Origin of the sequence: Pseudomonas vanderleydeniana, assembly GCF_014268755.2 — a bacterium.
In the GTDB taxonomy this organism is placed as follows: domain Bacteria; phylum Pseudomonadota; class Gammaproteobacteria; order Pseudomonadales; family Pseudomonadaceae; genus Aquipseudomonas; species Aquipseudomonas vanderleydeniana.
Genome location: NZ_CP077093.1, coordinates 5,626,772 through 5,648,447 on the forward strand (window position 1 = coordinate 5,626,772; position 21,676 = coordinate 5,648,447).

Sequence of the window (21,676 nt, forward strand, 5' to 3'; positions counted from 1 at the left end):
GCGATAGTCGGTCAAGGATGACACGGGTCTGCATGGGCTGGCTGCCAAGGCTGGCGGCATGCGTGCTGGCCCTGCTGGTCTGCCACACGCTGCCGCAGGCCCGGGCCGCAGACGTACTGCTGACCGGTGCCGAGGACAGCCCTGGCGTGCAGGGCTTCGCCAGCGCCCTGGCCCAACAGCGTCCCGAGGACCAGGTACGCTTCGTGCCCTTCGGGCAATTGCCGCCGCCGAGCAAGCTGCCGGCCAGTACGCGGCTGATCCTGCTCGACCCGCCCAGCCTCGACTGGCGCCTGGCCGACCGCCAGGGCCCACCGACCCTGGTGCTGCGTATCAGCCGCCTGCAAGCCCGCCAGCGCCTGGGAGAACAACAGCCACACCAGCTCAGCCTGCTCTGGAGCGACCCACCACCGTGGCGGCAGTTGCGACTGATCCGTGCCGTGCTGCCCCAGGCCCACCGCGTCGGTGTGCTCTATGACAGCGACAGCGAGTTCCTGCTCGCCGAATTGCGCCATGCGGCACAGCCGCTGGACCTGGAAATCGTCGCCCAGCGCTGGGATGACACCGCCGACAGCCGTCCGCTGCAAAACCTGCTACGCAACAGCGACGTGCTGCTGGGGATCGATGATTCGACACTGTACAACCCCAAGACCGCAAAGAACCTGCTGCTCAGCAGCTATGCCCGGCAACTGGCGCTGATCGGTCCGAATGCCGGCTTCGTCAGGGCTGGCAGCCTGGCCAGCAGCTACAGCGACCAGAATGACTGGCTGGCGATCCTCGACGGCCTGCTCGACCAGCCACCCTCCACCTGGCCGCGGGCGCTCTATCCCTCACGCTTCAAGATCCTGAGCAATCCACAGGTTGCCCGTTCGCTGAGCCTCGAGATGATCGACGAAGCGTCCGTCGCCTCTCGGCTGGCCGAAGGAGAACCCCACCCATGAATCTTCGCCGGCACTGGGGCATCAACGCCCGAACCCAGATGATCAGCCTCGGCCCGGCGCTGTTGCTGACCCTGCTGCTGATCAGTTTCTTCACCTTCGTGCGGATCCAGGACCTGCGCCAGGAGCTCAACCACACCGGCCAGTTGATCGCCAACCAGCTGGCGCCGGCCACGGAGTACGGCGTCATATCCGGTAACAATGACGTGCTCGAAACCCTGATGAAAGCCAGCCTGGCGACGCCCCACGTGCGCTTTCTAGAGGTTCAGGACCGTAGCAACAACATCCTGGTGTACGTCGAGCAACCGGCCGAAAGCCACAGCCGCGCCCAACAGGTCGAGATTTTCCAGGCCCCGGTGCGCCTGCAACGGATCAAGCTCGACAGCGATTTCCTGCAGGGCGCCTATGCCAATACCACGGTGACCGGCGAGGACTACCTCGGCCGCGTGATCGTCGGCATGTCCAACGGCGCCTTCAACCAGCGCCAGCAGGAAATCCTGCTCAAGGCCGGGATCCTCGCGCTGTTCGCCCTGCTCTTCACCTTCCTGCTGGCCCGCCGCCTGGCCGCCAACCTGTCGCAGCCGATCAGCGCCATGGGCAACGCGGTCAAGGCGATCCAGCAGGGCGACTACAAGACCCCGCTTCCGGTGCCGGACGACACCGAGCTGGGTGACCTGGCGCGGCACATCAACAACCTCGCCAGCGGCCTGGAACAGGCCAGCCGCGAGCAGCACCAGGCCATTGCACAACTGATCCAGACGCGCGAGGAGGCGGAGCGGGCGAACAACGCCAAGTCCGACTTCCTGGCGATGATGAGCCATGAGCTGCGCACACCGATGAACGGTGTACTGGGGATGCTGCAACTGCTCGAGACCACGCAGATGAGCGAGGAACAGGCCGAATACGCGGCACTGGCGTCGGAGTCGACCGAGCACCTGCTCAAGGTCATCAACGATATCCTCGATTTCTCGCGGATCGAGCGCTCGGCCCTGGAGCTGGAGCATATCCCGTTCGACCTCGGCGAACTGATCAGCAGCTGCGTCCAGGCCTTCCAGCACAACGCCGTGCAGCGCGGACTGCAGTTGAACCTGCAGTTCCCGCCAGGCCTGGAACGGCTGCAGGTCAAGGGCGACCCGACGCGGATCCGGCAGATTCTCGTCAACCTGGTGGGCAACGCACTGAAATTCACCGAGCACGGCAGCGTCAGCATCGAACCGGCCTGGCAGAGCCTGGACGACGAGGTGATCTGGTTCAGTTGCACGGTGCGCGACAGCGGCATCGGTATCTCCGCCGAACGCCTGGAACTGATGTTCGACGCCTTCCAGCAGGCCGACAGCTCGATTTCCCGGCGCTATGGCGGCACCGGCCTGGGTCTGCCGATCGCCCGCACCCTGGCCGAGCGCATGGGCGGCACCTTGCACGCGCGCAGCGAAGAGGGCCAGGGTTCGGTATTCACCCTGGAAATCCCGCTGGCCCTGCATCGCGTGGCCGAACCGGAGCACCTGCCGCAGTTGCTGGCCGGGCACGGCGAAGGGCGCAAGGTGCTGCTGGTCGAGGACAACCCGGTCAACCAGACCGTGATCGAGGCGATGTTGCGCAGCCTGGGCTTCGAGGTCAGCCTGGCCCATGACGGCGTCGAGGCGGTCGAGAATGTGAGAAACGGCACGTTCGCCGCCATCCTGATGGATTGCCGGCTACCGCTCGTCGACGGCTATGAAGCCACCCGACAGATCCGCCAGTGGCCCGACGGTGCGCAACTGCCGATCATCGCCTTGACCGCCAATGCCCTGCAGGGCGACCGTGAGCAGTGCCTGCAGGCGGGGATGAACGATTATCTGGCCAAGCCGTTCAAACGCGCCGATCTGCAGCGAATTCTGCAGCGTTGGGTGCCCTGAACACGATGTGCGACTGGCGTGAAAGGCGAAAGTGCGGCAGTCTTAGGCACCCGAACGAGCCGCGAGAACGGCTTGATTTAAAATTTCAGTGCACAAGTGTACATTCATGTCCCTTGTGCTGTGACTTTCACTACAACGCAATAGTCTATGAGTAGGCTGTCGATTCGAGGCATGAGCGCTTCGGTCGGCCGGGGAGATACACCCCACCCTGCCGCATGGAACTATTGAGGAGCTCGCATGACCAAACAAAACGCCTTTACCCGGGAAGAACTGCTGCGCTGCAGTCGCGGTGAGCTGTTCGGCCCAGGTAACGCGCAACTGCCCGCCCCGAACATGCTGATGGTGGATCGCATCACCCATATCAGCCAGGAGGGTGGCAAGTACGGCAAAGGTGAATTGGTCGCCGAGCTGGATATCAACCCGGACCTGTGGTTCTTCGCCTGCCATTTCGAAGGCGACCCAGTGATGCCGGGCTGCCTGGGCCTGGATGCCATGTGGCAGCTGGTTGGTTTCTTCCTCGGCTGGCAGGGCCTGCCGGGTCGTGGCCGCGCCCTGGGCTCGGGCGAAGTGAAATTCTTCGGTCAGGTGCTGCCGACCGCCCAGAAAATCACCTACAACATTCATATCAAGCGCGTCCTCAAAGGCAAGCTGAACATGGCCATCGCCGATGGCTCGGTCAGTGTCGACGGACGCGAAATCTACACCGCCGAAGGCCTACGGGTCGGCGTGTTCACCTCCACTGACAATTTCTAAGGGTTATCCGCATGCGCCGCGTCGTTATCACTGGTCTGGGCATCGTTTCTTGCCTGGGCAATGACAAAGAGACCGTCTCCGCTAACCTGCGTGCAAGCCGCCCTGGCATCCGCTACAACCCGGAATATGCCGAAATGGGTCTGCGTAGCCAGGTTTCCGGCTCCATCGACCTCAACCTCGAAGAACTGATCGATCGCAAGATCTATCGTTTCGTCGGCCATGCGGCGGCCTACGCCTACCTGGCGATGAAAGACGCGATCGCCGACTCCGGCCTGACCGAAGAGCAGGTGTCCAACCCGCGTACCGGCCTGATCGCCGGCTCTGGCGGCGCATCGACCCTGAACCAGATGGAAGCGCTGGATACCCTGCGCGAAAAAGGCGTCAAGCGTGTCGGTCCATACCGCGTGACCCGGACCATGGGCAGCACCGTTTCCGCGTGCCTGGCCACTCCGTTCAAGATCAAGGGCCTGAACTACTCGATCTCCTCCGCCTGCGCCACCAGTGCCCACTGCATCGGTACCGCCATGGAGCAGATCCAGATGGGCAAGCAGGACGTCGTCTTCGCCGGTGGCGGTGAAGAAGAGCACTGGAGCCAGTCGTTCCTGTTCGACGCGATGGGCGCCCTGTCCACCCAGTACAACGACACCCCTGAGAAAGCCTCGCGTGCCTACGACGCCAAGCGTGACGGTTTCGTCATCGCCGGCGGTGGCGGCATGGTTGTGGTCGAGGAACTGGAACACGCCCTGGCCCGTGGCGCGAAGATCTACGCCGAAATCGTTGGCTACGGCGCGACCTCCGACGGCTACGACATGGTTGCCCCTAGCGGTGAAGGCGCAGTGCGCTGCATGCAGATGGCGATGTCCACCGTTGACGGCCCGATCGACTACCTGAACACCCACGGCACCTCGACTCCAGTCGGCGACGTCGCGGAAATGAAAGGCGTGCGTGAAGTCTTCGGTGACAAGGCGCCACTGATCAGCTCGACCAAGAGCCTGTCCGGCCACTCCCTGGGTGCCGCCGGCGTGCACGAGGCGATCTACTGCCTGCTGATGATGGAAGGCAACTTCATTGCCGGCTCCGCCAACATCGAAGAGCTGGATCCGGAAGTCGCCGACCTGCCGGTACTGACCAAGACTCGCGAAGACGTGAAGCTGAACAACGTGATGAGCAACAGCTTCGGCTTCGGCGGCACCAACGCCACCCTGGTCCTGAAGCGCTGGCAGGGCAAGTAAGCCCGGCCTGATCGCCACATGAAAAACGCCCCGACCGGTTCGGGGCGTTTTTTTTGCCCGTGATATCGACTTGGACCCAGCCGGGCAACACCCGAGGCAATGGGCAGTTTTGCACGGGACGAAACAGTGATATCAAAGCATCTTGACCCTCCGATGCAGACACCGCGACGGAGTCGCGCCGCGAAATGAAGCTGAACACCCTCATCGCGCAGCGTTCTATTAAGATTCAAGGGTTTTCCCGTCACGTTTTCCAGGAGGTAGGCCATGACCATCACCATCAACACCGAATCCAGCGAAGGTTTTCGTCACAGCGTGCAGATCGATGACCACCAGTTGTTCACCGACGTGCCCAAGAGCATTGGCGGTGAAGGCTCCGCACCGGAGCCCCACGACTATTTCGACGCCGCGCTGGGCACCTGCAAGGCCCTGACGCTCAAGCTCTACGCGCAGAAGAAAGGCATTCCGCTGACCGGCGTCACCGTCGAGGTCAAGCGCGACAGCAGCCAGGAGCAGAAAGGCAAGTATGGCCTGTTGGTGAAACTGACCCTCAAGGGCGTGCTGAGCGACGCGCAGCGCGAGGAATTGCACAACGTCGCCGACCGCTGCCCGATCCACAAGCTGATGACCACCACCGAAGTCAGCATCGAAACCCTGCTGGCCGAAGGCGCTTTCAGCCAGTAAGGGCAACCAGGCAAAAGCGGGTTATGCTCTGCGCATTGCCCGCCCAGCCAGGAAGCCCCATGAATACACCGTTGGTGATCCGTCCTCGTGCCGAGGATGTCGAAGGTCAACCCATCCTGCGTCCCCTGCCCTCGGCGCAGTGCCGCAGTGTCGGCCCCTTCGTGTTTTTCGATCACATGCTCGAGACCCGCTATCCGCCGGGCCACGGCATGGATATCCGACAGCACCCGCATATCGGGCTATCGACCCTGACCTACCTGTTCGAGGGCCAGTTGCAGCACAAGGACAGCCTGGGCTCGGACCAGCAGGTCGGCCCTGGCGAAGTCAGCTGGATGACCGCCGGCAGCGCCATCGCCCATGTCGAGCGCACACCGGCCGAGCTGACCGCCAGTGGCTCTACGCTGCATGGCTTGCAGGTCTGGCTGGCCTCGCCGAAAGAGCATGAACAAGGCTCCGGGCACTACAGTCATCACCCGGCCAGCAGCCTGCCGACCAGCGAAAACCTGGGTGTGAAGATCCGCCTGATCGCCGGCAGCGGTTTCTGCCTGAGCTCACCGGTCCCCGTGCTGTCGCCGACGGTCTATGCCGAGGTGCTGATGGAGCCGGCGACCACTCTGCTGATACCCGATGAACATGAGGAACGGGCGCTGTATGTACTGGAAGGTGAAGTCGAGCTGGATGGCGAGCGCCTGGAGCCGCGCAGCCTGGTGGTTCTGCCCAGCGGCGAAAGCCCGACCTTGGCGGCCGAGGGCGAGGTGCACCTGGTGTTGATCGGCGGAGCGCCGCTGGATGGACCACGGCGGATGAACTGGAACTTCGTGGCCAGCGATCCGGCGCTGATCGATCAGGCCCGTGCGCGCTGGGCCGCCGGGGACTGGCCGAAGGTACCTGGGGAAACCGGGCGAATCGAGTTGCCTGCAAGGCCTTGAGGCATAAATGGCCATGCTTGGCAGAGAGCGCCTGTGGGGACAGGATCTATCCGCGAAGCCTTTAGGGCCTCTTCGCGGATGAATCCGGCTCCCACAGGAGTGGCAGGAGTCTCAGCTGGCGAACACTTCTTCCAGCAGGTTGTGCATGGCCGTGAAGGACCGGCTGGCGGTCTTCGCGTCGTACATCATCTTGCCCGGCACATTGGCATGCGGATCGGTGAACGAATGCACCGCTCCGCCATAGCTGAGCAGTTGCCAGTCGACACCGGCAGCATTCATTTCCTCTTCGAAGGCCGGCAACTGCTCGCGCGGTACCAATGGATCGGAAGCTCCGTGCAGCACCAGCACCGCCCCCTTGATGTTGTTCGCGTCCGCCGGGTTCGGCGTGTCCAGCGTGCCATGGAACGACACGGCCGCCTTCACCGGTGCACCGGTGCGAGCCAGTTCCAGCGAGCAGCAGCCACCGAAGCAGAAACCGAACGTGGCCAGCTTCGCGGTATCGACCGGCGCCAGGACCTGCCCCTGCAACGCTTCGAACGCTGCCTGCATGCGTTTGCGCAGCTCGGCCCGATCATTCTTCAACGGCATCATCGCCGCGCCCGCCTGATCGCCATTCTGCGGGCGTACCGACTGACCATAGAGATCAGCAATCAAGACCACATAGCCCTTGGCTGCCACCGACTGGGCGATTTTTTCCGCCCCGGCACTGACGCCCATCCAGTTGGGCGCCATCAGCAGGCCCGGGCGTGCCCCCTTGTGGCTGGCATCGAAGGCCAGACGGCCTTCGTAGGATTGGCCATCAATCTGATAGACAACGGAACTGACAGTGATTTGGCTCATTACATACTCCGCAAGGACATCCCAAAAAAGAAAAACCCGCCGAAGCGGGCTTTTCTACAGCGTTATCAGGCCGACAACTCGACCAGCAGCTTGTTCAGCCGGCGCACATAGGCCGCCGGGTCCTTCAAGCTATCGCCAGCCGCCAGGGCCGCCTGGTCGAGCAGGATGTGCGACAGGTCGCCGAAGCGGTCCTCGTCCGGCTCGCCATCGAGCTTCTCGATCAGCGGATGGCTCGGGTTGAATTCGAAGATCGGCTTGGAGTCCGGCACCTTCTGCCCGCTGGCTTCGAGGATCTGGCGCATCTGCAGGCCCAGGTCCTGCTCACCGATCGCCAGGATCGCCGGCGAATCGGTCAGGCGATGGGAAACCCGCACTTCGCTGACGGAATCGCCCAGCGCGGCCTTGAGGCGCTCCACCAGGCCTTCCTTGCTCTTGGCGACTTCCTCGGCAGCCTTCTTGTCCTCTTCCGAGTCCAGGTTGCCCAGGTCGAGGTCGCCACGAGCCACGTCGACGAAGCTCTTGCCATCGAATTCGTTGAGGTAGCTCATCAGCCACTCGTCGATGCGATCGGTCAGCAGCAGCACTTCGATGCCTTTCTTGCGGAAGACTTCCAGGTGCGGGCTGTTCTTGACCTGGGCGTAGGTCTCGCCGGTCAGGTAGTAGATCTTGTCCTGGCCTTCCTTGGCGCGAGCCAGGTACTCGGCCAGGGACACCACCTGCTCACCGTCCTCGCCCTGGGTCGAGGCAAAGCGCAGCAGGCCGGCGATTTTTTCCTTGTTGGCGAAGTCTTCGGCCGGGCCCTCTTTCATGACCTGGCCAAAATTCTTCCAGAAGCCCTTGTACTGCTCGGGCTCGTTCTTCGCCAGTTTTTCCAGCATGTCGAGGACACGCTTGGTCAGCGCCGACTTCATCGAGTCGATGATCGGGTCTTTCTGCAGGATTTCCCGCGAGACGTTCAGGGACAGGTCGTTGGAGTCGACCACACCCTTGATGAAACGCAGGTACAACGGCAGGAAGGATTCAGCCTGGTCCATGACGAACACGCGCTGCACGTAGAGCTTGAGGCCCTTCGGCGCTTCGCGCTGATACAGGTCGAACGGGGCACGGGCCGGCACGTAGAGCAGCGAGTTGTACTCCAGCTTGCCTTCGACCTTGTTGTGGCTCCAGCTCAGCGGGTTCTCGTAGTCATGGGCGATGTGCTTGTAGAACTCCTGGTATTCCTCGTCCTTGACCTCGGTACGCGGACGAGTCCACAGCGCGCTGGCGCGGTTGACGGTTTCCCACTCCTGCGCCGGCTTCTCCTCGCCTTCGGCGGCGGAAGCTTCCTTCGGCACTTCGATCGGCAGGGCGATGTGGTCGGAGTACTTCTTGATGATGTTGCGCAGGCGCCAGCCGTCGGCGAACTCTTCTTCACCGGACTTCAGGTGCAGGACGATACGGGTACCGCGGTCGGCCTTGTCGATGGTGGCGACTTCGAACTCGCCCTCGCCCTTCGACGACCAGTGCACGCCTTCGCTGGCGGCAAGGCCGGCACGACGGCTGAAGACTTCGACCTGGTCGGCGACGATGAAGGCCGAGTAGAAGCCGACACCGAACTGACCGATCAGGTGCGAGTCCTTCTTCTGGTCGCCGGAGAGGTTTTTCATGAAATCGGCAGTGCCCGACTTGGCGATGGTCCCCAGGTGGGTGATCACATCGTCACGGCTCATGCCGATACCGTTGTCTTCGAGGGTGACGGTCTTGGCGTCCTTGTCGAAGCTCACGCGGATTTTCAGTTCGGCGCCACCTTCCAGCAACTCGGGCTTGGACAGGGCTTCGAAACGCAACTTGTCGACGGCGTCGGAGGCGTTGGAGATCAGTTCGCGCAGGAAGATCTCCTTGTTCGAATACAACGAATGGATCATGAGGTGCAGCAGTTGCTTCACCTCGGTCTGGAAGCCCAGGGTTTCCTTTTGAGTTTCCACACTCATGGTCATCAAACTCCAATTGGATGGCAGTGGCCGCCCGTTCAAGCGTTGGCGGCGGGTTGTCATCAGAGTTGGGGACGGTGTCGGGGATTTCAAGAGCCCGGCAATGCTTCCTCGATCTTGAAGTGGGCCCGTGCGGTGGCAATCGGCTCGGCCTCGGTGCTCTGCCAGGCAGTGACGGCGACGTTCGCCACCCGTCGCCCCTGGCGACAGACCTGGCATTTGGCGTAGGTATCGCGAAACTGCCCGGCCCGCAGGTAGTCGACGGAGAAATCGATGACCTTGGGCACCCCCGGCGAGCCGGTGAACAGCAGAAGATGCAGCGCCGCCGCCAGTTCCATGAACCCGGCAATGACCCCGCCATGGATTGCCGGCAACAGCGGGTTGCCGATGTTGTCCTTGTTGGCCGGCAGGCGAAACAGCAGTTCGTCGCCCAGGCGCGAGCACTCGATGCCGATCAGCTTGGCGTAGGGGATCCGCTGCAGGATCTGCCCATAGTCGCCCTGCTGGTGCGCTTGCTGGAGCTGCGCCTTGAAGTCCTGGTTCATGCGGCACCACCACTGATCGAACTGCCGAAGCTGCGACTGCCCTTGATGCCCTTGCCCATGCGCATGAAGGTCCCGACCACATGGGCGATGGGATTGGCCGGATCGTCTTGATAGGCGTGCCCGCGGGCAAAGATGATGTCGCGGGTCACCCGGTAGCATTCGGCGAAGCCGTGGACAGCCTTGCCGGGCTCGGCCGGGTGCATGTAGTCGATGCGCAGGTCGAGGGTCGGGCAGACCTCGAATTCGGGCAGCACGCACAACGTGGCCATACCGCAGGCGGTATCCATCAATGAACTCAGCGCTCCGCCGTGGATCACGCCGCTCGTGGGGTCACCGACGATCTCGGCGCTATAGGGCAGGACCAGGGTCAGCCCGCGCTCATCGATACTGTGCAGTTGCAGGCCGAGGACCTGGCAATGCCTGAGGGCACCGAGAAAACGCGTGGCACGCTCAAAGGCGGCGGTTTGGCTCATGAATGACAATCCTCATCGGGGAACTGGCAGCGACAAATTCTGGACACCGAAAAAAGTTCCGTAGCTCAAGCACTTATATATCTTTGGAAATAAAGGAACTTAAGCCATTGGCCGGCGTTCAAAAGGCCAGTAGTCACTATTTCCACAAAGGAGCAATACCCCCATGCGTAAGACTTTAGCTATTGCCTTGATGCTGACCGCTTCCCTGGGTCTCGCTGCCTGCGATAAGAAATCCGAGGACAAAGCTCAAGACGCAAACCAGCACGCCGAGCAGGCTCAGCAAAAAATGAACGAAGCTCAGGATAAAGTGAACGAGGCCGCCAAGGAAAACGCCGAAGCTGCCAAAGCTCAGGCTGAATCGAACAAGGCTGCGGCCGAGGAAAGCGCCAAGGAAGCGACCGGTTCCTGAGTCACGGAAGTTTTTCCTATCGAGGAAAACTCATGTAGCCAAAATAAGCTCGCCATGTGCGGGCTTATTTTTTATGCGTTCGAAACACTGACCGTTAGTTAAGTGTTTGCTTGTGGATAACGCAGAAGTACCGGTCAACGGCGCTGGTGGAAACTTTGTCTGCCTCGAGACATATCCACAACCCCAAAAGAAGAGCCCCATGTCGTATCGGACACGGGGCTCCCGGTTTCATCACGGCCTGCTCATGACAGGCGGACGACGCACCTTACATCAGGCCATCGCCTCGCTTGGCTTGCCCAGCATCCGGTCGATGACCACCGCCACCACCAGCATCACCACCGACGGCACCAGCCAGGCCAGCCCCTGCTCGCTCAGCGGCAGGTGCGACAGTTGTGCAGGCAGCCAGTCCGCCAGGCCGGCGCCCTTGAGCGCATCGATCATGCCGAACACCAGCGACACCAGCATCACCGGGCCGACGATACGGCCCTGGGAGTGCCAGAACTCCTTGCAGAAGCTCAGCGCCACCAATGCGATGCACGGCGGATAGATCGCCGTCAGCACCGGAATCGAGAAGGCGATCAGCTTGGTCAGGCCAAGGTTCGACACCAGCAGCGAAAACGCCGCCAGGATGATCACCAGGGCCTTGTAGGACAGTGGCAGGATACGGCTGAAGTACTCGGCGCAAGCGCAGGTCAGGCCGACCGCCGTGACCAGGCATGCCAGGGAGATCAGCACCGCCAGGAAACCACTGCCCAGCGAACCGAAGGTATGCTGCACGTAGGCGTGCAGTACCGCTGCACCATTGGTGGCGCCAGCCGCGACTTCATGGCTGCCCGCCCCCAGGCGGAACAGGCTGATGTACACCAGCGCCAGGCCGACACCGGCGATCAGGCCGGCGATCACCGCGTAACGGGTGATCAGCCGCGGCGACTCGACACCGCGCGAGCGGATGGCGTTGACGATGACGATGCCGAACACCAGCGCACCGAGGGTATCCATGGTCAGGTAACCATTGATGAAACCCTGGGAGAACGGTGCGGCCACGTACTCGGGCGTGGCACTACCGATGTCACCGGCAGGCAGGGCGAACGCGGCGATGCCGAGGATTGCCAGGGCGATGATCTTCAGTGGTGCGAGGAAGCGCCCTACGGTGTCCAGCAGACGACCTGGATACAGCGAGATGAAGAACACCAGCAGGAAGTACACCGAGCTGTACAGGAACAACGCCAGCGGGCTTTCGCCGGTCAGCGGCGCCAGGCCCACTTCGAAGGACACGGTCGCGGTACGCGGGGTGGCGAACAATGGGCCGACCGCCAGGTAGGAGACCGCCGCCAGCAGGCCGCCGGCGACCTTGCCGATCGGACTGCTCAGATCGTCCATGGCGCCGCCGACCTTGGCCAGGGCCACGACGGTGATGACCGGCAGGCCGACTGCGGTGATCAGGAAGCCCAGCGCCGCCATCCAGACGTTAGGCCCGGACTGCAAACCGACGATAGGTGGGAAGATGATATTGCCGGCGCCGACGAACAGCGCGAACGTCATAAAGCCAAGTGCCAGGATGTCCTGGCCTTTCAACACTTTCATTTAAGGAAATACCACACTGCTGAATCGGAATTTAGAGAGGGATTTCCCGTAGGGTTAGGGAAATGCTGTCGACCCGTATGGGGTTGACCCGTTTAGCGCGCAGCCACCCTTTTGGGGCGCAAACGCAAAATGGCTGCCAGAGTACCGAATTTGCACAAAAAACGCACTGTTTGAGGGCGAGTTGTCCGATAAGCGACACTTTGCTGTCGCGATTTCATATGAAACCGCAAACATTTCCCCTGGCGGTCCTGCAGGAGACGGCCGGGCGGCGCTCCGCTTGCTGGCGATAGCGGCGTGTCAGGCGACAACGGGGTTGGTTGTCCAATCGCTATCGCCAGCAAGCCGGCTCCTACAGTTATCAGCACAGTGCCAGAAAGCACAAAGGCCACCCGAAGGTGGCCTTTGCCTGAAGCGAAAAGTCAGCCGAAGCTTACTTCTTCACTTCCCAACCGGTCAGCTCGGCCAGGGCCTTGCCGATGTCGGCCAGCGAACGCACGGTTTTCACGCCTGCGTCTTGCAGAGCAGCGAATTTCTCGTCTGCAGTGCCTTTGCCGCCGGAGATGATTGCACCTGCGTGGCCCATGCGCTTGCCCGGAGGAGCAGTCACACCAGCGATGTAGGAAACAACCGGCTTGGTCACGTTAGCCTTGATGTAGGCCGCCGCTTCTTCTTCAGCCGAACCGCCGATCTCGCCGATCATGACGATCGCTTCGGTCTTCGGGTCTTCCTGGAACAGCTTCAGGATGTCGATGAAGTTCGAACCTGGGATCGGGTCACCACCGATGCCCACGCAGGTCGACTGGCCGAAACCGGCGTCGGTGGTCTGCTTGACGGCTTCATAGGTCAGGGTGCCGGAACGGGAAACGATACCGACCTTGCCTGGCAAGTGGATGTGACCTGGCATGATGCCGATCTTGCACTCGCCCGGAGTGATGACGCCTGGGCAGTTAGGGCCGATCAGGGTAACACCCAGCTCGTCGCACTTGACCTTGGCATCCAGCATGTCCAGGGTAGGAATGCCTTCGGTGATGCAGACGATCAGCTTGATGCCGCCGAAGGCCGCTTCCAGGATCGAGTCCTTGCAGAAAGGAGCTGGAACGTAGATCACGCTGGCGGTGGCGCCAGTGGCAGCTACAGCGTCCTTCACGGTGTTGAACACTGGCAGGCCCAGGTGCTCGGTACCGCCTTTGCCCGGAGTGACGCCACCCACCATCTGGGTGCCGTATTCGATGGCTTGCTGGGTGTGGAAGCTACCCTGCGAACCGGTGATACCCTGGCAGATAACCTTGGTGTCTTTATTGATCAGGACGCTCATTATTTGCCCTCCGCAGCTTTGACAACTTGTTGAGCAGCGTCGGTCAGGCTGGTAGCAGCGATGATGTTCAGACCGCTTTCTGCCAGTACTTTAGCGCCCAGTTCAGCGTTGTTGCCTTCAAGGCGCACAACAACCGGGATTTTCACGCCGACTTCTTTCACGGCGCCGATGATGCCTTCGGCAATCATGTCGCAGCGAACGATGCCGCCGAAGATGTTGACCAGTACTGCAGCGACGTTGGTGTCGGACAGGATGATCTTGAACGCTTCGGTCACGCGCTCTTTGGTAGCGCCACCACCTACGTCGAGGAAGTTGGCTGGCTTGCCGCCGTGCAGGTTGACGATGTCCATGGTACCCATGGCCAGGCCGGCACCGTTGACCATGCAGCCGATGTTGCCTTCCAGCGCGACGTAGTTCAGTTCGAACTTGCCAGCGTGGGCTTCGCGCGGATCGTCCTGGGACGGATCGTGGAAGGTTTTCAGCTTAGGCTGACGGTACATGGCGTTGGCGTCGATGTTGATCTTGGCATCGAGGCAGTGCAGGTCGCCGTCGGCCTTGATCACCAGCGGGTTGACTTCCAGCAGGGCCAGGTCGTGGTCCTGGAACAGTTTGGCCAGACCTACGAAGATCTTGGCGAACTGAGCAACCTGCTTGCCTTCCAGACCCAGCTGGAATGCCAGCTCGCGACCCTGGAATGGCTGGGCGCCAACCAGTGGATCGATAGTGGCCTTGAGAATTTTCTCAGGGGTGTCGTGAGCGATTTTCTCGATGTCCACGCCACCTTCGGTGGAAGCCATGAACACGATGCGACGGCTCGAACGGTCTACGACAGCGCCCAGGTACAGCTCTTTAGCGATATCAGTGCACGATTCAACCAGGATCTTGGTGACCGGCTGACCATTGGCGTCAGTCTGATAGGTCACCAGACGCTTGCCCAGCCACTGCTGTGCGAAGGCTTTGGCGTCTTCTTTGCTGCGAACCAGCTTGACGCCGCCCGCTTTACCGCGACCACCGGCGTGGACCTGGGCTTTGACTACCCACTCGGAACCACCGATCTTGTCGCAAGCTTCTGCTGCTTCTTCCGGGGTGTCTACCGCGTAGCCTTTGGATACTGGCAGGCCGTATTCAGCGAACAGCTGCTTACCCTGATACTCGTGAAGATTCATGCTTTTTACCGTCTTCGTTAGGTACTGCGCGTTCGGTGCTGCTCTGGTGACCAGGGCCGCACCACCTGTGACTGCTGCTTGCATCGCCTTCCGGTTGCCCGGTGCAACGACGCAAGACTGCGTCCAGCGGATGTTCCGCGGTGAGTCTTGCGCACAAGGCTCGCGACGGGCGATCCGCCGTGGTTTCTTATTATCCTCAAGCTCTACACGCAAACTGCCTGCGCGACGATCAGGCCGCGTTAAAAACAGGCTCGCAATGCTCATGTAGACACCTACACTGCGCTTGCTCGCCTGTTTTTGCCTTGCCTGATCGCCGCTCGGCGAGTTTGCGAACAGAGCTTAGCGTTTTTTCTTGTTGGCAATGTGGATGGCACCGCCATTCACTGCCAACGCCGCTTCGTGCAGCGCTTCGGACAGGGTCGGATGGGAGAAGACCATCATGCCCAGATCTTCGGCGCTGGTACCGAATTCCATACCGATCGCACCTTGCTGAACCAGCTCGGCAGCGCTTGGGCCGATCACGTGGACGCCCAGTACGCGGTCGGTCTTGGCATCGGCGATGACCTTGACGAAACCGCCGGTATCGTTGGCTGCCATGGCACGGCCACTGGCGGCGAACGGGAAGGTGCCGACGTTAACTTCAACGCCTTCAGCTTTCAAGGCCTGTTCGGTTTTACCGACCCATGCGATTTCCGGGTGGGTGTAGATAACCGAAGGGATCAGGTCGTAGTTCATCTGGGCCTTGTGGCCCTTGATGCGCTCAACCACCATGATGCCCTCTTCCGAGGCCTTGTGTGCCAGCATCATGCCGCGAACCACGTCGCCGATGGCGTAGACGCCCGGTACGCTGGTCGCGCAGTGGTCATCAACGAAGATGAAGCCACGCTCGTCGATGGTCACGCCACTGTCGGCCGCCAGCAGGTCGGTGGTCACCGGACGGCGACCAACGGCTACGATCAGCTTGTCGAAAACGATCTTCTGTTCGCCGTTGGCGTCGGTGTAGGTCACTTCGACTTCTTCGCCGTTGACTTTCGAACCGGTGACGCGAGCGCCCAGCTTGATGTCCAGGCCCTGTTTGGTCAGGGTTTTCAGCGCTTCCTTGGAAACGGCGGTATCGGCAGCGACCAGGAAGGTGTCCAGCGCTTCCAGAACGGTAACCTGAGCACCCAGGCGGGACCAGACCGAACCCAGTTCCAGGCCGATCACGCCAGCACCGATCACGCCCAGACGCTTCGGCACGGCCTGGAATTCCAGGGCGCCGGTCGAATCGACGATCACGTTCTGGTCCACTGGAGCAGGCGGGATGTCGATCGGACGCGAGCCTGGAGCCAGGATCACGTTCTCGGCTTCCAGCACCTGGACAACGCCATCGGGACCGGTCACTTCGACTTTCTTGCCAGCCAGCAGCTTGCCGTGGCCCTGGATCGAAGTCACGCCGTTGGCCTTGAACAGGGTGGCAACACCGCCGGTCAGGTTCTTGACGATGTTGGCCTTGCGGCCGACCATCGCGGGGACGTCGATTTTCACGTCAGTGGTGGTGATGCCATGGACACCGAAGTAGTCCTTGGCTTCGTGATACTTCCAGGAGCTGTCCAGCAGCGCCTTGGAAGGAATGCAGCCAACGTTCAGGCAAGTACCGCCGAGGGCCAGCTTGCCCTCTTTATCCTGGTACTTCTCGATGCAGGCAGTCTTGAGGCCAAGTTGCGCAGCCTTGATTGCAGCTACATAGCCGCCAGGACCCGCACCGATCACTACCACGTCGAATTTCTGAGTCATGTGTCATTCCTTATCGAATCAAACCGGACGGTCCCTTTTGGGAACCGTCGTGGGATGGAGCTGATATCCGCACGAAAGCGGGGCCTAGCGCCCCGCCTCCGTCGGCTGAAATCAGATATCCAGCAGCAGACGAGCCGGGTCTTCCAGCAGGTTCTTGATGGTGACCAGGAAGGACACGGCTTCCTTGCCATCGATCAGGCGGTGATCGTAGGACAGTGCCAGGTACATCATCGGCAGGATGACGACCTCACCCTTGACCGCCATCGGGCGCTCATTGATGTTGTGCATGCCCAGGATGGCCGCTTGTGGCGGGTTGACGATCGGCGTCGACAGCAGGGAACCGAATGTACCACCGTTGGTGATGGTGAAGGTACCGCCGGTCATTTCGTCGATGGACAGCTTGCCGTCACGGGCCTTCTTGCCGAAGGTGGCGATGCCGTTCTCGATTTCGGCCAGGCTCATCAGCTCGGCGTTACGCAGAACCGGTACCACCAGGCCGCGGTCGCTGGACACGGCTACACCGATGTCGGAGTAGCCGTGGTAGACGATGTCGCCGCCGTCGATGGAAGCGTTGACCGCCGGGAAGCGTTTCAGCGCTTCGGTGGCCGCCTTGACGAAGAACGACATGAAGCCCAGGCGCACGCCGTTGTGGGTCTTCTCGAACAGTTCCTTGTACTTCGAACGCAGGTCCATGATTGGCTTCATGTTCACTTCGTTGAAGGTGGTCAGCATCGCCATGTTCGATTGTGCTTCGACCAGGCGCTTGGCCACGGTGGCACGTACGCGAGTCATCGGTACGCGCTTCTCGGTGCGGTCGCCAGCGGCGAAGACCGGTGCGGCGGCAGCCGGAGCAGCAGCCTTGGCCGGAGCGGCAGCAGGAGCGGCCTTCTTCGCAGCAACGGCAGCCACCACGTCTTCCTTGGTCACGCGACCGCCCTTGCCGGTGCCGGCAACGGAAGCGATATTGATGCCGTTCTCTTCAGCCAGCTTGCGGGCAGCCGGTGCAGCGATCGGGTCATCTTCGCCGTCAGCGGCGGCAGGAGCAGCAGCCTGGGCGGCAGCTGGAGCGGCAGCGGCAGGAGCGGCGGCTACACCACCTTCCTCGATGATGCCCAGTACTTGCGCGGACAGCACGGTGTCGCCTTCGTTGGCAACGATGCTGCCCAGGACGCCGTCGGCCTCAGCCAGGACTTCCAGTACGACCTTGTCGGTTTCGATGTCGACGATCAGGTCGTCGCGCTTGACCGCTTCGCCCGGCTTCTTGTGCCAGGTGGCAACGGTGCCATCGGCAACCGATTCCGGAAATTGGGGGGCTTTGATCTCGATAGCCATTATCTGTGGTTCCTTAAATTCGGTTTCAGGTGCGCGAGGCGTTAAACAGTAAAGGCATCTTGCAGCAGTTTTTCCTGCTGCTCAGCGTGCATCGAGGCATAACCACACGCCGGTGCAGCGGAGGCGTCACGTCCGGCGTACTCGAGTACGAGGGACTTGTTGTGACCGCTGAGGATACGGCGGAAGTGATGCTGGCTGCTGTACCAGGCGCCCTGGTTCATCGGTTCTTCCTGACACCAGACCGCATGCTTGAGGTTGGTGTACGGAGCGAGGATTTCGACCAGGTCGTCCTCGGGGAACGGATACAGCTGCTCGATACGCACGATGGCGATATCGTCACGCTCTTCGGCACGGCGTTTTTCCAGCAGGTCGTAGTAGACCTTGCCGCTGCACAGAACGACGCGCTCGACCTTTTTCGGGTCCAGGGTGTCGATTTCCGGGATAACGGTCTGGAACGAACCTTCCGCCAGATCTTCCAGCGTGGAGATGGCCAATTTGTGACGCAGCAGCGACTTCGGAGTCAGCACGATCAGTGGCTTGCGCAGCGGACGGATGACCTGACGACGCAGCAGGTGGTAGATCTGGGCCGGGGTGGTCGGCACGCAAACCTGGACGTTGTGCTCGGCGCACAGCTGCAGGTAGCGTTCCAGACGCGCGGAGGAGTGCTCCGGACCCTGGCCTTCATAACCGTGCGGCAGCAGCATGGTCAGACCGCACAGGCGGCCCCACTTGTGCTCGCCACTGGTGATGAACTGGTCTATCACGACCTGGGCACCGTTGGCGAAGTCGCCGAACTGGGCTTCCCAGATCACCAGCGCGTTCGGCGTGGTGGTCGAGTAACCGTATTCGAAGGCCAGTACCGCCTCTTCCGACAGGAACGAATCGTACAGGTCGAAACGTGGCTGCTCGTCGTACAGCTTCTGCAGAGGGATGTAGGTAGTCGCATCCTTCTGGTTGTGCAGTACGGCATGACGGTGCGAGAACGTACCACGGCCGATGTCCTGGCCGGTCATGCGGATCGGGTGACCTTCGAACAGCAGGGTCGCGTACGCCATGGTTTCGGCGTAGCCCCAGTTGATCGGCAGGCCGCCGGCTTGCATCTTCTGGCGGTCTTCGTAGATTTTCGCGACCTGGCGCTGAACCACGAAGCCTTCAGGGGTTTCCAGCAGCTTGGCGGACAGTTCCTGCAGGGTCTTCAGGTCGAAACGGGTGTCGTGACGCGCGGTCCAGGCGTGGCCCAGGTATGGACGCCAGTCGACGAACAGTTCCTTGTTGGGTTCCTTGACCAGGCTCTTCACCACGTGCAGGCCATTGTCCAGGGCGTTGCGGTACTCGTCGACCTTGGCCTGGACGCGGGCTTCGTCCAGCACCTTGGCCTGGACCAGACGCTCGGCGTACAGCTCGCGGGTGGTGCGCTGCTTGGTGATCTGCTGGTACATCAGCGGCTGAGTGCCGCTTGGCTCGTCGGCCTCGTTGTGGCCGCGACGGCGGTAGCAGACCAGGTCGATCACCACATCACGCTTGTACTGCATGCGGTAGTCGACGGCCAGCTGGGTCACGAACAGCACGGCTTCCGGATCATCACCATTCACATGGAGGATCGGCGCCTGGATCATCTTGGCGACGTCGGTAGCGTACTCGGTGGAACGCGAGTCCAGCGGGTTGCTGATGGTGAAACCGACCTGGTTGTTGATCACGATGTGGATCGTGCCGCCAGTCTTGAAGCCGCGGGTCTGCGACATCTGGAAGGTTTCCATGACCACGCCCTGACCTGCGAACGCAGCGTCACCGTGGATGGAAATCGGCAGAACCTTGTCACCGCTGGCGTCGTTGCGACGGTCCTGGCGAGCGCGTACCGACCCTTCGACCACCGGGGAAACGATTTCCAGGTGGGACGGGTTGAACGCCATGGCCAGGTGGACTTCGCCGCCGGTGGTCATCACGTTGGAAGAGAAGCCCTGGTGGTATTTCACGTCACCGGAGCCCAGCTCGACCTTCTTCTTGCCTTCGAACTCGTCGAACAGCTCGCGCGGGTTCTTGCCGAAGGTGTTGACCAGCACGTTCAGACGGCCACGGTGGGCCATGCCGATGACGATTTCCTTGGCGCCGTAGGAACCGGAGCGCTGGATCATCTCGTCCAGCATCGGAATCAGGCTCTCGCCACCTTCCAGACCGAAACGCTTGGTGCCCGGGTATTTGGTGCCCAGGTATTTTTCCAGACCTTCAGCCGCGGTCACGCGCTCGAGCAGGTGGCTCTTGGCATCGGCGGAAATGGTCGGACGGCCACGAACGCTTTCCAGACGCTGCTGGAACCACTGGCGCTGCTCGGAGTCGACGATGTGCGTGAACTCGGCGCCGATGGTGCGACAATATGTCTGCTGCAGCGCTTCGTGAATTTCACGTAGGCTCGCTTCCTCCTTGCCGATGAACAGGTCGCCGGCACGGAAGGTCGTATCAAGATCGGCATTGGTCAAGCCGTAATGATTGATCGACAGGTCAGCAGGTGCAGGACGCTGCCAGAGTCCCAGCGGATCGAGCTGGGATGCCTGGTGGCCACGCATCCGGAAGGCCTGGATCAATCGCAGCACTTCAACCTGCTTCTTCTCGTGCTCACTGCTCACGCTGCCGGCGGAAACCGGTTGGGCGCGGCGCTGGTTCTTCGCCAGCAACACGAAATGATCGCGGATTGTCGAGTGCGATACATCAGTGGCAGAGTTGCCGTCGGAAGGCAACGTCTGAAATTTGGTGCGCCATTCTTCTGGCACAGCGTTAGGGTCGTGCAGGTAGAGCTCATAGAGCTCTTCCACATAGGCTGCGTTACCACCTGAAAGATAGCCGCTTTCCCACATGCGCTGCATCACGCTTTCTTGCATGCTTGGTCACCCTCGGTTAGGGGACACCACCGGCGAATACACCAAGCAAGCTTGAAGCAGTCGGAATACAGCGACCAAAACAAGCCACTCAGAATCACGCTGATAGTCCGGGTACCAGCCCGGATGCCCCTGCTGGTCTTCATTTCTTCAAAATAAGAGCAACAGCCTTGTAAGCCATTGCCCTGGTTAAACTGCGGCGCTGGTTGAAGCCTGCGCCGCAGCCTCTACGGGTGTTGCGGTCCTACGGTTACAACAGCTGTGTCACACGCCGCTTTGCAGCAGCATGTTACGGATGTGACCAATGGCCTTAGTCGGGTTCAGGCCCTTGGGACATACGTTGACGCAGTTCATGATGCCGCGGCAGCGGAATACGCTGAACGGATCATCGAGCGAAGCCAGGCGCTCGGAAGTCTTGGTGTCGCGGCTGTCTGCCAGGAAGCGGTAGGCTTGCAGCAGGGCAGCTGGACCCAGGAACTTGTCCGGGTTCCACCAGAAGGATGGGCAGGAGGTCGAGCAGCAGGCGCACAGGATGCACTCGTACAGACCGTCCAGCTTCTCACGCTCTTCCGGCGACTGCAGACGCTCGATGGCCGGAGCCGGCGTATCGTTCTGCAGGAATGGCTTCACCTTCTCGTATTGCTTGTAGAAGATGCTCATATCGACCACCAGGTCACGGATAACCGGCAAACCTGGCAGAGGACGAACAACCAGCTTGTTACCCTTGACCACGGAAGACAGCGGCGTGATGCACGCCAGGCCGTTCTTGCCGTTGATGTTCATGCCATCGGAACCGCAAACGCCTTCACGGCAGGAACGACGATAGGAGAAACCCTCGTCCTGTTCCTTGATCAGCGCCAGCACGTCCAGGACCATCAGGTCCTTGCCACCGGTATCGACCTGGAATACCTGGGTTTTCGGGGCCGAGTCGGTGTCGGGGTTGTAACGATAAACTTCGACTTGCAACATGG

18 protein-coding genes are annotated in these 21,676 nt (G+C 61.2%); 7 read left to right on the plus strand and 11 right to left on the minus strand.

Annotation, left to right across the window (positions count from 1 at the left end):
- Positions 1 to 17: 17 nt before the first annotated feature.
- From HU752_RS25215 to HU752_RS25240, 6 genes are all read left to right on the plus strand, one after another.
- On the plus strand, positions 18 to 938 hold the full coding sequence (locus tag HU752_RS25215) for an ABC transporter substrate-binding protein (protein WP_437182388.1): 921 nt from the start codon (positions 18 to 20) through the stop codon (positions 936 to 938).
- Entirely contained in the window at positions 935 to 2,830 is a 1,896-nt protein-coding gene (locus tag HU752_RS25220; RefSeq protein WP_186682275.1) for an ATP-binding protein, read from the plus strand. Before HU752_RS25215 ends, HU752_RS25220 begins: the two co-directional genes overlap by 4 nt.
- A 237-nt stretch (positions 2,831 to 3,067) precedes the next feature.
- Positions 3,068 to 3,583, plus strand: coding sequence for a 3-hydroxyacyl-[acyl-carrier-protein] dehydratase FabA (gene fabA / locus HU752_RS25225; RefSeq protein WP_186682273.1), 516 nt, complete (start codon positions 3,068 to 3,070; stop codon positions 3,581 to 3,583).
- A gap of 11 nt (positions 3,584 to 3,594) precedes the next feature.
- Positions 3,595 to 4,815: a beta-ketoacyl-ACP synthase I gene (fabB, locus tag HU752_RS25230; protein ID WP_186682271.1), complete on the plus strand. Its 1,221-nt coding sequence runs from the start codon at positions 3,595 to 3,597 to the stop codon at positions 4,813 to 4,815.
- A gap of 264 nt (positions 4,816 to 5,079) precedes the next feature.
- Positions 5,080 to 5,496, plus strand: coding sequence for an OsmC family protein (locus HU752_RS25235; protein WP_186682269.1), 417 nt, complete (start codon positions 5,080 to 5,082; stop codon positions 5,494 to 5,496).
- A gap of 59 nt (positions 5,497 to 5,555) precedes the next feature.
- A complete protein-coding gene (locus HU752_RS25240) occupies positions 5,556 to 6,425 on the plus strand; it encodes a pirin family protein (RefSeq protein ID WP_186682267.1) in 870 nt (289 codons plus the stop codon).
- Between the two features lie 111 nt (positions 6,426 to 6,536).
- On the opposite strand, the gene HU752_RS25245 is transcribed toward HU752_RS25240, so the two are convergent.
- The 4 genes from HU752_RS25245 to HU752_RS25260 form a co-directional block, all read right to left on the minus strand.
- Positions 6,537 to 7,265: a dienelactone hydrolase family protein gene (locus tag HU752_RS25245; RefSeq protein WP_186682265.1), complete on the minus strand. Its 729-nt coding sequence runs from the start codon at positions 7,263 to 7,265 to the stop codon at positions 6,537 to 6,539.
- Between the two features lie 65 nt (positions 7,266 to 7,330).
- Positions 7,331 to 9,235: a molecular chaperone HtpG gene (gene htpG / locus HU752_RS25250; protein ID WP_186682263.1), complete on the minus strand. Its 1,905-nt coding sequence runs from the start codon at positions 9,233 to 9,235 to the stop codon at positions 7,331 to 7,333.
- Between the two features lie 89 nt (positions 9,236 to 9,324).
- Positions 9,325 to 9,780 (minus strand): PaaI family thioesterase, encoded by a 456-nt coding sequence (locus tag HU752_RS25255; protein WP_186682260.1) that lies wholly within the window; start codon positions 9,778 to 9,780, stop codon positions 9,325 to 9,327.
- On the minus strand, positions 9,777 to 10,253 hold the full coding sequence (locus HU752_RS25260) for a PaaI family thioesterase (RefSeq protein ID WP_186682259.1): 477 nt from the start codon (positions 10,251 to 10,253) through the stop codon (positions 9,777 to 9,779). The genes HU752_RS25255 and HU752_RS25260 overlap by 4 nt, the downstream gene beginning before the upstream one ends.
- A gap of 163 nt (positions 10,254 to 10,416) precedes the next feature.
- Here HU752_RS25260 and HU752_RS25265 point away from each other — a divergent pair, with 163 nt between their 5' ends.
- The gene (locus HU752_RS25265) at positions 10,417 to 10,662 is read left to right on the plus strand and encodes a hypothetical protein (RefSeq protein ID WP_017902722.1); all 246 of its coding nucleotides are present in this window, start codon (positions 10,417 to 10,419) and stop codon (positions 10,660 to 10,662) included.
- Between the two features lie 270 nt (positions 10,663 to 10,932).
- Here the strand turns inward: HU752_RS25265 and brnQ are convergent, their stop codons facing one another.
- The 7 genes from brnQ to HU752_RS25300 all read right to left on the minus strand — a co-directional run bounded on the left by brnQ (position 10,933) and on the right by HU752_RS25300 (position 21,674).
- Positions 10,933 to 12,246, minus strand: a complete 1,314-nt coding sequence (gene brnQ / locus HU752_RS25270; protein ID WP_186682257.1) for a branched-chain amino acid transport system II carrier protein — start codon at positions 12,244 to 12,246, stop codon at positions 10,933 to 10,935.
- A 430-nt stretch (positions 12,247 to 12,676) separates the two neighbouring features.
- A complete protein-coding gene (sucD, locus tag HU752_RS25275; protein WP_017902724.1) occupies positions 12,677 to 13,561 on the minus strand; it encodes a succinate--CoA ligase subunit alpha in 885 nt (294 codons plus the stop codon).
- Positions 13,561 to 14,727, minus strand: coding sequence for an ADP-forming succinate--CoA ligase subunit beta (sucC, locus tag HU752_RS25280; protein WP_010449065.1), 1,167 nt, complete (start codon positions 14,725 to 14,727; stop codon positions 13,561 to 13,563). Before sucC ends, sucD begins: the two co-directional genes overlap by 1 nt.
- A 339-nt stretch (positions 14,728 to 15,066) precedes the next feature.
- Positions 15,067 to 16,503 carry a dihydrolipoyl dehydrogenase gene (gene lpdA, locus HU752_RS25285; protein WP_186682255.1) on the minus strand — a complete coding sequence of 479 codons (1,437 nt, stop codon included), beginning with the start codon at positions 16,501 to 16,503 and terminating at the stop codon, positions 15,067 to 15,069.
- Between the two features lie 111 nt (positions 16,504 to 16,614).
- Positions 16,615 to 17,835 (minus strand): 2-oxoglutarate dehydrogenase complex dihydrolipoyllysine-residue succinyltransferase, encoded by a 1,221-nt coding sequence (odhB, locus tag HU752_RS25290; RefSeq protein ID WP_186682253.1) that lies wholly within the window; start codon positions 17,833 to 17,835, stop codon positions 16,615 to 16,617.
- Between the two features lie 41 nt (positions 17,836 to 17,876).
- Positions 17,877 to 20,708 (minus strand): 2-oxoglutarate dehydrogenase E1 component, encoded by a 2,832-nt coding sequence (locus HU752_RS25295; RefSeq protein WP_186682251.1) that lies wholly within the window; start codon positions 20,706 to 20,708, stop codon positions 17,877 to 17,879.
- Between the two features lie 261 nt (positions 20,709 to 20,969).
- Positions 20,970 to 21,674 carry a succinate dehydrogenase iron-sulfur subunit gene (locus HU752_RS25300; RefSeq protein WP_040065291.1) on the minus strand — a complete coding sequence of 235 codons (705 nt, stop codon included), beginning with the start codon at positions 21,672 to 21,674 and terminating at the stop codon, positions 20,970 to 20,972.
- Positions 21,675 to 21,676: the final 2 nt, after the last annotated feature.